This window comes from Ardenticatenales bacterium (assembly GCA_020634515.1).
Classification (GTDB): Bacteria; Chloroflexota; Anaerolineae; order Promineifilales; family Promineifilaceae; genus JAGVTM01.
Window position 1 is genome coordinate 725,671 of the sequence record JACKBL010000002.1, and the last position, 12,101, is coordinate 737,771.

13 protein-coding genes and 1 tRNA gene are annotated in these 12,101 nt (G+C 61.8%); 10 read left to right on the top strand and 4 right to left on the bottom strand.

Annotated features, from left to right (window positions below):
- Nucleotides 1–49: 49 nt before the first annotated feature.
- Nucleotides 50–121, bottom strand: a tRNA-Met gene (locus tag H6650_07540).
- 389 nt (nucleotides 122–510) lie between these two features.
- On the opposite strand from H6650_07540, the gene H6650_07545 reads away from it, so the two are divergent.
- From H6650_07545 to H6650_07580, 8 genes are all read left to right on the top strand, one after another.
- Nucleotides 511–1,296: an N-acetylmuramoyl-L-alanine amidase gene (locus H6650_07545; GenBank protein ID MCB8951849.1), complete on the top strand. Its 786-nt coding sequence runs from the start codon at nucleotides 511–513 to the stop codon at nucleotides 1,294–1,296.
- The gene (locus tag H6650_07550; protein ID MCB8951850.1) at nucleotides 1,293–2,447 is read left to right on the top strand and encodes a L,D-transpeptidase family protein; all 1,155 of its coding nucleotides are present in this window, start codon (nucleotides 1,293–1,295) and stop codon (nucleotides 2,445–2,447) included. The genes H6650_07545 and H6650_07550 overlap by 4 nt, the downstream gene beginning before the upstream one ends.
- Nucleotides 2,448–2,603: 156 nt before the next feature.
- The gene (locus H6650_07555) at nucleotides 2,604–3,899 is read left to right on the top strand and encodes an adenylosuccinate synthase (GenBank protein ID MCB8951851.1); all 1,296 of its coding nucleotides are present in this window, start codon (nucleotides 2,604–2,606) and stop codon (nucleotides 3,897–3,899) included.
- 164 nt (nucleotides 3,900–4,063) lie between these two features.
- Nucleotides 4,064–4,435 carry a hypothetical protein gene (locus H6650_07560; protein MCB8951852.1) on the top strand — a complete coding sequence of 124 codons (372 nt, stop codon included), beginning with the start codon at nucleotides 4,064–4,066 and terminating at the stop codon, nucleotides 4,433–4,435.
- Nucleotides 4,410–4,784, top strand: coding sequence for a nuclear transport factor 2 family protein (locus H6650_07565; GenBank protein ID MCB8951853.1), 375 nt, complete (start codon nucleotides 4,410–4,412; stop codon nucleotides 4,782–4,784). Before H6650_07560 ends, H6650_07565 begins: the two co-directional genes overlap by 26 nt.
- Before the next feature lie 103 nt (nucleotides 4,785–4,887).
- Complete coding sequence (locus tag H6650_07570; protein ID MCB8951854.1) at nucleotides 4,888–5,673, top strand: enoyl-CoA hydratase/isomerase family protein; 786 nt, start codon at nucleotides 4,888–4,890, stop codon at nucleotides 5,671–5,673.
- Nucleotides 5,674–5,715: 42 nt separating this feature from the next.
- The gene (locus tag H6650_07575) at nucleotides 5,716–6,576 is read left to right on the top strand and encodes a 3-hydroxybutyryl-CoA dehydrogenase (GenBank protein MCB8951855.1); all 861 of its coding nucleotides are present in this window, start codon (nucleotides 5,716–5,718) and stop codon (nucleotides 6,574–6,576) included.
- 24 nt (nucleotides 6,577–6,600) lie between these two features.
- A complete protein-coding gene (locus tag H6650_07580; GenBank protein ID MCB8951856.1) occupies nucleotides 6,601–7,434 on the top strand; it encodes a mechanosensitive ion channel family protein in 834 nt (277 codons plus the stop codon).
- Nucleotides 7,435–7,453: 19 nt separating this feature from the next.
- Here H6650_07580 and H6650_07585 read toward each other — a convergent pair whose 3' ends face one another.
- Both H6650_07585 and H6650_07590 read right to left on the bottom strand, forming a co-directional pair.
- Entirely contained in the window at nucleotides 7,454–9,604 is a 2,151-nt protein-coding gene (locus H6650_07585; protein ID MCB8951857.1) for a hypothetical protein, read from the bottom strand.
- Between the two features lie 60 nt (nucleotides 9,605–9,664).
- Nucleotides 9,665–9,919: a DUF433 domain-containing protein gene (locus tag H6650_07590; GenBank protein ID MCB8951858.1), complete on the bottom strand. Its 255-nt coding sequence runs from the start codon at nucleotides 9,917–9,919 to the stop codon at nucleotides 9,665–9,667.
- A gap of 591 nt (nucleotides 9,920–10,510) precedes the next feature.
- Here H6650_07590 and H6650_07595 point away from each other — a divergent pair.
- Both H6650_07595 and H6650_07600 read left to right on the top strand, forming a co-directional pair.
- Entirely contained in the window at nucleotides 10,511–11,281 is a 771-nt protein-coding gene (locus H6650_07595; protein MCB8951859.1) for a 3-hydroxybutyryl-CoA dehydrogenase, read from the top strand.
- Complete coding sequence (locus H6650_07600; protein MCB8951860.1) at nucleotides 11,281–11,529, top strand: hypothetical protein; 249 nt, start codon at nucleotides 11,281–11,283, stop codon at nucleotides 11,527–11,529. Before H6650_07595 ends, H6650_07600 begins: the two co-directional genes overlap by 1 nt.
- A 52-nt stretch (nucleotides 11,530–11,581) precedes the next feature.
- Here the strand turns inward: H6650_07600 and H6650_07605 are convergent, their stop codons facing one another.
- Nucleotides 11,582–11,770, bottom strand: coding sequence for a hypothetical protein (locus tag H6650_07605; protein ID MCB8951861.1), 189 nt, complete (start codon nucleotides 11,768–11,770; stop codon nucleotides 11,582–11,584).
- Between the last annotated feature and the right edge of the window lie 331 nt (nucleotides 11,771–12,101).

Genomic DNA, 12,101 nt, shown 5'->3' on the forward strand with positions numbered 1-12,101 from the left:
CCGGAACAAAGGCAACAAAAAAGCGCTCCGATTGGAGCGCTTTTTTTGATTGCGGGGGTAGGATTCGAACCTACGACCTCCGGGTTATGAGCCCGACGAGCTGCCTCTGCTCTACCCCGCGACGACCGACAATTTATAACTATATCACAATATCGCTGGATGTCAACTGCGTTTTGAGTGGGGCGTGGCGCTTTTTTTGATAACCCCAAAGCCCATTGCCTCTCACAGAAACACGGGGAACACAAGTTGGTTCCGCCCGAGTCGAGGGCGTCGCCTCGGCGCTGCGCGCCTGGCGACGCCAGAAAAACCTCGTAAAATTCCCCGCGCGGGGCGCGCAGCGCCCTGGCGCGGAACAGTATTCGCCCCACAAAAATGAGGGTGTCAACAAAAACCCCGCGCACCCTTGGGAGTGCGCGGTACTTTTTTCGATGACCCGCAAGCCGAACGCCACGCACCCGATGCGCGGACCACTATTTACCGTTATCGGTGATTTATTGTAAAATAGGGGGCATGACCCAATCCCGTTTTGACGGACGTGCGCGGCAGCGCCCCACCTGGTTAAGGATTCTTGGCGCGAATCTGTCTATCCTCGTCTTTTTGGCAATCGGGATTGTCATCATGTTCGCCGTCTATTTGCGTTTTAGCCCCACGCCGGGGGACGCGGAGGTGGTGGCGCAGTTGGTCAGCTCAGGGGATCCGCTGAATGCGCCGTTGCAGAAAGTGGTGGCGGCGCGCCCCGTGACGCAACGGGTGGTGCAGAGCCAGGCTCCGGCACGAATTGGCCTGATTGCGGGGCACACGGGGAATGATTCCGGGGCGGTGTGTGACGATGGCCTGACGGAGGCGCAGGTCAATCTGACTATTGCTCAGGGGGTGGCGAAACGATTGGCGGATGCCGGCATTCGCGCCGACATCTTCCTCGAATTTGACCCACGCCTGCAAGATTTTGCCGGCACAGCCCTCGTCTCCATCCACGCCGACTCCTGCGACTACTTCAACGACGAAGCCACCGGCTTCAAAATCGCCGGCTCCGGCTATACCGACTCCAGCCAGCTTTCCATCTGCGTCGAACACGCCTACCGGGAAGCCACCGACCTTCCCTTCCACGCCAACACTATCACCCCGCACATGACCGACTATCACGCCTTCCGCGAGATCGCCCCCGGAACGGAAGCCATCATCATCGAAGTCGGCTTCATGAACCGGGACCGCGACCTGCTCACCAACCAGGCGGCCCGCCCCATCACCGGCGTGACCAACGGTATCTTGTGCTTCCTGCGGGAGAATGGCTCATGACGGGCGAACAAACATGGTTACAACAAGCCAGAGCGGCCATCAAGCGCGGAGATCAGGATGAGGCCCGCCGCCTGTTGGAACGGGCCGTGCGCATCTCGCCTAACGATTACCGCGCCTGGCTGTGGCTGGCCGGTGTGACGCCATCCGCCCAGGCCAGCGCCGCCTATCTGGAACGCGCCGCCGCCCTCAATCCGCAAGACACCACCGTACAAAAGGCGCGGCAGTGGGCGGCGCGGCGTCTGGCGGCGGAAACGGCTGCTCCCCCGCCGCCGCCTGTGTCCACACAGACCGCGCCTACCCGCCGCGGCTACGGTTTGACGGCGATTCTCGTTATCCTCTTCTGCCTGTTGGGGATCGGTCTCGGTTTGGTGGCCTGGCGCTGGTTGCAACCCACGGTCGTGCCCGGCGCGGTCGCCGCCGCGGATGTGGCACACCCGTCCGTCGTCGCCACCGTGCCGGCACAGGTGGACACGCTGCCGCCGGAGGAGACGGATAGCGGCGGGGAGACAGACGTGATGGAGATCGCGGATGCGACGGCTATCCCGACGGTAGAGGATGGGATGGTAGAGGCGCCCACGACGGCGGTGGATGTCCGTGAACAGGAAGCGCAGGGAGGGGCGGGAATGCCGGCAAAATCCATCAACCCCGCCACCAACACGCGCCCCACCTGGACCCCCACGCCCATCCCCAGCCCCACACCCACGCCCACACCCGTGCCCACAGCCACCCCCATCCCACCCACACCCGTGCCCGTCACCTCCGTGGGCGGCATTCCCGTCAGCTCTGGCGAAACGTGGGTAGACGTGAACCTGACCACGCAGACATTGGTCGCCTACCGGGGTACGGAACCCGTTTTCACGACGTTCATTTCCTCGGGAACCTGGTCGCATCCCACCGTAACGGGGCAGTTCCGCATCTATCTACGCTACGAAGCCCAGGACATGAACGGCTACCTGTTGGGATATGACTACTATTTGCCAAACGTCCCCTACGTGATGTACTTCTACGAGGACTATGCGCTTCACGGCACATATTGGCACAACAACTTCGGCACGCCCATGAGCCACGGCTGCGTCAATCTGGCGACGGGCGACGCCCAATGGCTGTATAACTTCACGTCCATTGGCACGTTGGTCAGCGTTCATTATTGATCGGCGCTGATGGAGCCGCCGCAACTGTAGGACAATCGGCCACAACTGTCCGAAATGGACATCAACGCGAATGGTCCCACGGCGGCAATGGACATAACCAATCTCGTTAACCCGATGGCGACATCGGGTTTCTTTATGAATCAGGAGGCTGTACGGATGCCTTTGCATATTGTCGTTGGCACGCAATGGGGAGACGAAGGGAAAGGACGCATCACGGATATGTTGGCGGCGCGGGCGGATGTGGTTGCCCGTTACAGCGGCGGCGACAACGCCGGTCATACGGTGACGATTGGCGCGGATGTGTTCAAACTGCACCTGGTTCCGTCAGGGATTGTGCATGAGGAGGTGGTCTGCCTCATCGGTAATGGCGTCGTTATCAATCCGGCCGTGTTGCTGCGTGAACTGGATGGGCTGGCGGCGCGGGGCGTGGACGTTTCGCCGCGGCGGCTGCGTATCTGCCGCAAGGCGCACCTGATCACGCCCGCGCATATCGCTCTGGACCAGGGGTATGAGGCGGCGCGGGGGCAGGAGGCGATTGGCACGACGCTGCGCGGGATCGGTCCCGCTTATACGGACAAGGCGCGGCGCTCCGGGCTGCGCGCGGGGCTGCTGGCGGATGCGGAGGGGCTGGCGGACGCGGTGGCGGCGCACGTGACGGCGCATAATCAGGTGTTGCAGGGGGTGTTCGGTCGGCAGCCAATGCCGGCAAAACAAACCGCCATCGAATACGCCCAATACGCCGCCCGCCTCGCTCCCTACCTGACCGATGGCTCCCTCTTCCTCAGCGAAGCCCTCAGCGACAACCAGACCGTCCTCGCCGAAGGCGCGCAGGGAACGCTGCTCGACCTGGACCACGGAACCTACCCCTTTGTCACCAGTTCATCGTCCACCGCCAGCGGGGCACTCACCGGCCTCGGCCTGGGACCGCGCCAGGTAGGGGACGTCATTGGCGTGGCCAAAGCGTTCACCAGCCGCGTCGGCAGTGGCCCGTTTCCCGCCGAAGTCGGCGGGGAGATGGCCTTGCGCTTGCGCGGCACGGGCGCAAACCCCTGGGACGAATACGGCACGACCACGGGACGACCCCGCCGCGTTGGCTGGCTTGATCTCGTCATTTTGCGCTACGCCGCCCGCATCAATGGTCTGACGCAGTTAGCCCTGACCAAACTGGACATCCTCAGCGGCCTGCCGCAAATACCCGTGTGCGTCGCCTATGAGTGCGAGGGGCGGCGTGTGGACCATTTCCCCCCCGACCTGACGGAATTGGCTCAATGCCGGCCCGTCTACGAAATGCTGCCCGGCTGGGATGAAGACGTGACCGGGGCGCGGGAACTGGCCGATTTGCCCGCCAACGCGCGACGGTATGTGCAGTTTGTCGCGGAGCAGGTCGGTGTGCCCGTCACCTACGTCTCCGTTGGCCCCGCGCGTAAACAGGTGGTTGTGGTCCCGGCGTGATGCCGCCGCATCTTTCATGGCACATGCACCTGTTCTTTGACAGGTCTCCTGGCAACAAGTAGTATTAGACGTTGTCGCAGTCGATTGACCATTTGACGCTACGCATACTCATTTCGCCCACGCCGCGACTGCGATTGTGCGAGGGCGAGCCGAAAAGGTGGAACGTGATAGAACCGGAATTGATTACTGTCCTGGAAGGGCCAACGCCTGAATTTCAATTGACGCCGCAGCTTTGGTCGCATTCAATTTACGAGGGACCGGAGGCCGCGCAGGTAGCGTTCTGTGAACTACGTACAGCCAGCGGGGAGGACATCAAGCGTCGCTGTCTGCAAGCGTGGCACGAAGGTCGCCCCGTGAAGTTGGACTTCCCCGACGAGATTCGGATGCGGCAGCAGATTGACGTGGTCGCCATGCGTCTGCGCCAGGTGGAGGAAGGCACGGTACTCATGCTGTGGGTGACGCAGCCTTTCCTGGAAAGCGAGGAAGATGCGTTTGAGGAGGAAGAAGGAGATGACGATGATACCTACAGCTATTGAGGCGTATCGTCAGGCGCTGAACAGCCTGGACCGCGCCGCCTACCATGCGGCGTTTGCGGCGGATGCCGTGGTGATGGACCCGTATGGGGGGCGTCCGCTGGAGGGCGCGGCGGGATTGGACCGTTTCTTTAATGGCATGGAACGTACCTGGAGCCGTTTTACGATGACGTATGGCGCGGCGTATGCCGGCGGGGACCGGGTGGCGGTGAACTGGCAGGTGGAGGCGGAGGCGAAAGGGGGGAAGGTGGCGGTTTTTGCCGGCATCAACGTCTTCACCCTGGACGATTCTGGACTGATCACCCGCCTGGAAGGGTACTGGGACGCTCGCGCCATGATGGCCCAATTATGACTGGCGCTGAAATAAAACTCGAATTGCAGCGCCAGTTTGAAGGAGCGGTAAGGAAACAACTTCGTTGTCTTGTTTGATTTCCGCTCCTTATCGTGAGGAAAGCATGAGTTACGAAACCATCCTCTTCGACGTGCACGAAGGCGTGGCCTCCATCACCCTCAATCGCCCGCAATCGCTGAACGCCTTCAACGACCAGATGATCGCCGAAACCACGGACGCTTTCAAGCAAGCCGGACGCCGCGCGGACATCCGCTGCGTGGTGATCACCGGCAGCGGGCGCGGCTTTTCCGCCGGGCAAGACTTGAAGGACGTGATGCAGCGGGGCGCGGGCATCTCCATTGGCGACCATTTGCGCCACGGTTACAACCAGCTCATCACGCGCATGATTTCCCTGGAGAAGCCGATCATTGGCGCGATCAACGGCGTGGCCGCCGGCGCGGGATGCAGCGTGGCCCTGGCCGCCGATATGCGCCTGGCCTCCGACCGCGCCAGCTTCATCCAGGCATTCAGCAAAGTGGGCCTGGTCCCCGACAGTGGCTCCACCTGGATGCTGCCCCGCCTCATCGGCTACACCCGCGCCTACCAGATGGCGATTACGGCGGAGAAGGTGGACGCGGCCACCGCATTGGCCTGGGGATTGGTGAACGAAGTTGTCCCCGCCGACCAGCTTCCCGAAATCACGATGGCCTGGGCGTTGCGCCTGGCCGCCGGCCCTACCCTGGCGTTTGGCCTGACGAAGCGGGCTATGTGGGCTTCCTGGGGCAAAAGCCTGGCCGAATCGCTGGAATACGAGGCGCAGTTGCAGGACATTGCCGCCCGCAGCCACGACAGCCGCGAAGGGATCATGGCGTTCGTAGAAAAGCGGCCCGCCAATTATCGGGGAGAGTAGGGGGGAAGGAAGAAGGCAGAAGGATGAAGGAGGAAGGGTGTGATGATTGAGACAGTTGCGGTGATTGGTGGGGGGACGATGGGGCGCGGGATCGCGCAGGCGGCGGCGCTGGCCGGGCATCGGGTTTTTCTGTACGACATCACTGATGACCTGCTGGCGCAGGCGCGCATGCGCATTTTTGATGCCATCGACAAGGGCGTGGCCCGCGGCAAGGTGTCGGCGGCGGACGCGGCGCACGCCCGGTCCGCCCTCACCTTCACGGCCAGCTATGATTTTGCCGCCCATTGCGACTTGATCATCGAAGCGGTTCCCGAAGACATGGCGCTAAAGCGGCGCATTTTCCGTCGCCTGGATGAGGAAGCGCCGTCACGCGCCATTCTGGCCAGCAATACCTCCAGCCTGAGCATTAACGCCCTGGCCGCGGCTACGCAGCGCCCGGAGTCCTTCCTGGGACTGCATTTTTTCAATCCGGCGCACATCATGAAGCTGGTGGAGGTGATTCGCGCCGATTTTACCGCGCCGGAAGTATTGGACCGCGCGGTGGCGTTTGTGCGTGGGTTGGGCAAGACGCCCGTTCTCTGCCAGGATACGCCCGCCTTCATCGTTAACCGTGTCGCCCGCCCCTTTTACGGGGAGGCGTTTCGGCTGTTGGGGGAGCAGGCGGCGGACGTGGCGGATATTGACAAACTGGCGCGCTCGCTGGGTTTCCGCATGGGGCCGTTTGAACTGATTGACCTGATCGGCTGCGACGTGAATCTGGCGGTCACGCAGTCGGTGTATGATGCGTATTTCCAGGACCCGAAGTATCGTCCGCACCCGCTGCAACGGCGCATGGTGGAGAGTAATCGCCTGGGACGAAAGACGCAGCATGGTTTTTATGATTATCGTCCGGGTCGGTCGTAGCCGTCTGGTTTCTGGATTGTCGCTATGTTTTTTTCTGACGTGGATTTGCCGGCATTCGCCCGCTTACTAACCGTTCATTTCCTCCGCATCCTGGCCATCCTCATCGTTGCCTTTCTGGCGCTGCGCCTGCTCAACTGGCTCACGCGGCGGCTGGTGCGTCACCTGAAGGAGATGGACGAAATAGACGGCAGCACCCAGGACAGGCAGATCGACACCATCTTCACCGTCGTGCGCAGCACGGGGTTGGTGGTGATTATTGCCTCCGCGCTGTTCATGGTCTTGCTGGAAGTGGGCGTGAACGTGGGGCCAATGCTCACGAGCGTGGGGATTGTGGGGTTGGCATTGGGGCTGGGGGCGCAGACGTTGGTGAAGGATGTGGTCAGCGGCGTGTTCATTATGGCGGAGAACCTGTATCGTGTGGGGGAGGCTGTGGAGGTGGGGGGATATGCCGGCACTATCGAACACTTCACCCTCCGCGCTACCACCGTCCGCGCCTTCAACGGGACCCTGTACACCATCCCCAACGGCGACATCCGCGCCGTCTCTAACAGCTCCCGCGACTGGAGCCGCGCCATCGTGGACGTCGGGCTGCAATACGAAACAGACGTGCCTCAGGCGATGGACACCCTGCGCGAGATTGGCCGCGCCCTGGGGCAAAACGAAGAATTGGCTCCCGCCCTCCTGGATGAACCTACCATCACCGGCATTGAAAATTTAGGTGACTGGCAGGTGACGCTGCGCATCTTCGTCACCACCTTGCCGGGTCAGCAGTTCGACGTGCAGCGGTACTTGCGCCAGGAAGTTAAGAAACGGCTGGCCCTTGCCTACCCCCGCCAGGAGATTCAGATTATCTCCTGACGAGAGAGTGGGGCAGCCGTCAATTCTCCACCGCCAGCAGTAGATCGTTCCCCGTCACCGCAAAAATACGCAGCGGCGCTTCCGCCACGTCAAAATCCGCGATCTGACTGAACGCTTCCGAGCCGTCGGCCAGCGTTCCCTTGTATTGCGCCAGGAAGATGCCGCCCAGGCTGAACTGCAAAATGCGGGCGCTGCCCGGATCCGCCACGAACAACGAGGAGTTCAACCCTTCGCCAATGATTTTCACGGCGATAGGAGCGACGAGGGGGGTGCGCAGACCGTTGTTTAAGAGATCCGCCTCCGTCCACAGCGGACGCCCGCGCACGAACCGACGCAGGCGACCATCCCCGTAGAGAATGATCACGCTCCCATCTTCGCTGTAAATGGCAACGTCTACGGCTTGCTCCAGGTTGGCGTCGTCGGCGAACTCAATCGCCTCTTGTCCATCACTTATCGTGAATCCCTCGCCATCGGCGATGTAGCGCCACACCTTTTGCGCGGTTCGGTCCAGTACATACAGGTTTTCCAGGTAGGTGGTGATGGCCACGGGCTGCCGCCAGTTGCTGGCCAGCCCCAGGGGGACGGCCCGCAAATCGCGGAAGTCAGGGTAGAAATTGATCAGCGCCCCGCTGTTGTCCAGAGCAGCCAGGCTGGGACGGGAGATGTTCTGCCCCGCTTCGCGCCAAAGGGTGTCCACCAGGGTGGCAACAACCTGGTTGCCAATGGCCTGACCGCCGGAGACGAGTAGTTCCGGTTCGGCGGGGTCGAAGGTGAGGTAGTCCGCCGAGGTGTTGTGTAGCCAGAGTTGATTGTTGCCCCTATCCAGCACGTAGAGGTCGCCATTCGCTCCACTACGCAGGGTGACGCTACCGAGGCGGGCGGTATCGCCGTAGTTGTAGAGGGCGGTTGTTTGCAGGCGGGTGACGTCATCCAGGCGGTCAAGTTGGTTGCGGGCGGTCTGGCGCATACTTTGCACGTCGGCGTTGCCGGGGCGCAGCGTTTCCGCTTCCGCGCTGAGGATGAGGACCTGGTTGTAGTATTCGCGGGCGGCGTCGCTGCTTTCCGCCTGCTGTGCCAGGCCAATGGCCTGCCCCATTTCCTGCCGAATTTCGCTGAACCGGTTGGAGAGGCCGCGCTGGAAATAGGCGCTGGCAACGACGAGGGCCAGGATGATGGGGATGAGGATGGCGATCAGGGTGGGCCATGCCCAGTTGATGGGTTCTTCGTCCGCGGCGGCGGGGCGGGGCGGGTTCAGGCGGGCCATCACTTGCGCCAGCCAGCCGGTGGCGCGGCCCAGGCCGTGTGCCGCCTGGGAGGTGGCCTGGCGGGCGGCGGGGCCGACGTCTATCTGGGGGAGCGGCAGGGAGGCGCGGCGGGGAACCTGGCGGGAAGATGGGGGGCTGGCGTATTGTGGGTCGCGACGGGGGGATGTGGTGGGTGGCTCCAGTCGTCGCCCGGTTTCGCGGATGGGGGCGGGCCGCGGCGTGATGACGGGTTCTTCATCGGTGAACTGGATGAGCATGAGGCGGGCGGTGTCGGCGTCGAGGAGGTGGGCGAAGGCGTCGAGGCTGTCGGCCAGGTCTTCGGTTTCCATGAGGGCGGGGTGGATAGTGGATGCCGGCAAATGTGCCATACGCGGGTCCGCCAGCAACAAGATATGACCCGGCTCCAGCCAGTTATGATAGAAGCGCAAATCCAGCCCCGCCGTCTGGCCCAACGGCGTGATGCGCGGCGGGGCCACGTTGGGCAGCCGCTCCACGCCAAACTGATGCCCCAACACGGCGAAGGATTCGCCCGTTTGCGCCATGAACAACTCTTGCCCCCGTAGTACCGCGCACGTTATCGCCCCTTCGCGGGGGGTGTCGCGTCCGCTGACGTTGCGCCGCAGCAGCAGGTCGTTGGTTTCGACGATGGCCTTGCGCAGCGCGGCGGTGACGCTGCCGGGGGTCTGGTAGAACCGCTGGCTGATGGCATCTAGCAAATCCTGCGCCAGCACTTCCGTTTCCGCCGCCGGTCCGTTGAGGGTGAGGTGGATGAAGAGGAAGTCGCTGCCGCGACCGCGCGCGGCGCGTGCGGGGGGGGATTGCGCCAGCAGGCCGGGCACGGTGGCGGCGGCCCGCGGTTGTCCGTTGATGATGTATAGTTGTCCGGTGACGGCTTTTAGGTCCATAGGTGTTGTGTGGTGCGGGCGGTAGGGTGGTGAAATGCCGGCATTCCGCTCAAAACGGCGCTAATATTCAGGCAGCCGCTCGGAGGCGGCGTGGGAGCCGTGTTGTTTTTCCAGCAAGGTTACAGCAAAGGCGGCGGCGGCTTGAATGTGAACAGGTCGCAGCGGGGGGTGATCTTCCAGAATCTCCTCCGTGGAGCGCCCACGCGCCAGCATTTCCAGAATCTCGCGCACGGTGAAGCGGGTGTCCCGGATGTATGGCTCGCCATTGAAGCGGTTAGGGTCAATGAGTACATGGGAAAGGGCATGCTCGCTCATAACATTACTCGGAATAAGTGGCTGTTCGCAATTAAGCTAGTGGAATTGTGCGAACAGCTTGTCAGTAACCGTCCGATGAAAACGCGAAGTTATTTTCGGATGGTTACTAAGTGGAAACCCGTGGGCTGAGATTGTCGAAGCCCATATTGCCTTCGACAGGCTCAGGCAAGGGGCCTGAATAGTTGCGGGAAAGATTCGTTTAACGTCAACCCTAATCGTACATGCAGCGGGGCGATTAGGCAATGGATGGAAACGATGGCGCGGCGGCTCACCAACTGGATATTGACCAACACGCTGTCTTTTGCCTGTCTCGCTCCCCGCGCGCCGTAAAAGGGTGAGGCGGCGGGAGCAAAGGCCACATGCCTGGCACATCCCGCTCCTACGCCAAATGATTCCAGGGGCGGGACATCATGCGCCAGGTGGGTTCCAAATTAAGAATGGCCGGAAGGGTGGCAAGTCGGTGGTATTCGCGCTATATTTCGGCGCGGTGAAAAACCCGGTGAATGAGGAACCGGGTTTTTCGGCGAAGCAAAACCGGTTTTTCTGTTATCCGTGGGGGCGAACTGAAGTTTGCCCTACTGGGAGGTTTGTATGAAGGTGATTATTGCCGGAGAACTGCCGTTTGTGCAGGAGGTGGCGAAGTTGTGCCTGGATGCGGGGTATGATACGCATGTGTTTTTGGTGGAGGATTTTCTGGGGGCGATTGAGAGTGGGTATGTGCTGGACGATGTGGGGGAGGTAGATGTGGCGCTGGAGTTGCATAATGAGTCGGCGGCGGCGAAGCAGGAGTTGATTCTGGCGCTGGACCATGCGCTGCCGGCAAATGCGCTGCTGCTAACCTCGGCACTGGCGACTAGCGTTACCCAGGCGGCGGCGTGGACGTTGGACGAGTCGCGGGTGGTGGGGATTGGCCTGCTGCCGCCAATTGGTCCGACGGGGTTGGTGGAACTGGCGGCGGGGTTGCGCACAGCGGAAGCGGCCATGACGCGGGCGCGCGCGTTCTGGAGCGACTTGGGTTACGAGCCGGTGACGGTGGCGGATGGCCCAGGATTGGTGCGGGCGCGGCTGGTGTGCTGCATTATCAATGAGGCCGTGAGCGCGTTGATGGAAGGCGTGGCGTCCCCGGAGGATATTGATCGGGCGATGAAACTGGGCACGAATTACCCGTATGGACCGCTGGAGTGGGCGGATATAATCGGCCTGGATACGGTGCTGGGGGTGATGACGGGGTTGTTCCAGGAGTGGGGGGACGATCGGTATCGTCCGGCTCCGCTGCTGCGGCGGATGGTGATTGCCGGCATGTTAGGCCAGAAAACGGGTCGCGGCTTCTACGGATATGACGAGGATGGGAAGCGTATCTAATGGGCGTGACTTCTTGCTACCTATGCGCGACGGACCCCGTCACCAGTCGCCGCTACGGTGGGCAGGGGCTGGCGGAAGGCCAGTTGTGCCCCATTTGCCACCAATCTACCTGCCGCTATCACCTGACGACGGTGCGCTGGCGTTGGCGGGAGAGCGGCGAGACGGATGCCGCGCTCGTCTGTCAGTCGTGCAAACGCGCCTATGCGCACCGCCATTGGGATAGTCATCATCGAGATTGGATTACATAAACGTGCCGGGTGCGACGTATTTCCGGCTTGCGTCGCACCCGGCATGTGGAGATTAGCCGGGGTAGCGGGGGGTGTCCGGTCCGACGAGATGGGTGAACAATTGCAGGATTTCGCCGGGTTCGGCGTGGCGGCCTAGCTGCTTTTTGGAGTAGAGGAGGTCATTGTTGACGCGCACTTCAAACGCGCCTTTGCTGCCGGTGATGAGGGTGAGGGTTTCGACGACGTGTTGGTAGTTTTCCATGATGTCGGCTGCCGCACGGACAGCGCGCTGGACGTAGTTTCAAGGGACGCAGTATTCAATGGTGATGGTGTAGGTTTTTTTCATCGGGGGGTCTCCAGGGATAGTGGGTGGTTGGTGGATGCCGGCATTACCCTATTGTATCACAGGGCGTGCGGGAAGGAGCATGAGACACAACCGTCACCTACGAACTCTCAACTACCAAAAAGCGAGATGCTCCGTTCTGCGGGCGCTGAACGGAGCATCTCCAGGGAGCCATAAGCGGGGTGGACCACTAACGGGCGTTAGCGGCTGCCCACCCCATAGGGGGAGCCAAGAACATTTTACACGAACT

What these genes read in the sequence shown, in the direction of transcription:
- H6650_07575 (MCB8951855.1), top strand. Translation starts at nt 5,716, where the DNA reads ATGATTGAGACAGTTGCGGTGATTGGTGGGGGGACGATGGGGCGCGGG.
- H6650_07600 (MCB8951860.1), top strand. Translation starts at nt 11,281, where the DNA reads ATGGGCGTGACTTCTTGCTACCTATGCGCGACGGACCCCGTCACCAGT.
- H6650_07555 (MCB8951851.1), top strand. Translation starts at nt 2,604, where the DNA reads ATGCCTTTGCATATTGTCGTTGGCACGCAATGGGGAGACGAAGGGAAA.
- H6650_07580 (MCB8951856.1), top strand. Translation starts at nt 6,601, where the DNA reads ATGTTTTTTTCTGACGTGGATTTGCCGGCATTCGCCCGCTTACTAACC.
- H6650_07595 (MCB8951859.1), top strand. Translation starts at nt 10,511, where the DNA reads ATGAAGGTGATTATTGCCGGAGAACTGCCGTTTGTGCAGGAGGTGGCG.
- H6650_07545 (MCB8951849.1), top strand. Translation starts at nt 511, where the DNA reads ATGACCCAATCCCGTTTTGACGGACGTGCGCGGCAGCGCCCCACCTGG.
- H6650_07590 (MCB8951858.1), bottom strand. Translation starts at nt 9,919, where the DNA reads ATGAGCGAGCATGCCCTTTCCCATGTACTCATTGACCCTAACCGCTTC.
- H6650_07605 (MCB8951861.1), bottom strand. Translation starts at nt 11,770, where the DNA reads ATGGAAAACTACCAACACGTCGTCGAAACCCTCACCCTCATCACCGGC.
- H6650_07550 (MCB8951850.1), top strand. Translation starts at nt 1,293, where the DNA reads ATGACGGGCGAACAAACATGGTTACAACAAGCCAGAGCGGCCATCAAG.
- H6650_07565 (MCB8951853.1), top strand. Translation starts at nt 4,410, where the DNA reads ATGACGATGATACCTACAGCTATTGAGGCGTATCGTCAGGCGCTGAAC.
- H6650_07570 (MCB8951854.1), top strand. Translation starts at nt 4,888, where the DNA reads ATGAGTTACGAAACCATCCTCTTCGACGTGCACGAAGGCGTGGCCTCC.
- H6650_07585 (MCB8951857.1), bottom strand. Translation starts at nt 9,604, where the DNA reads ATGGACCTAAAAGCCGTCACCGGACAACTATACATCATCAACGGACAA.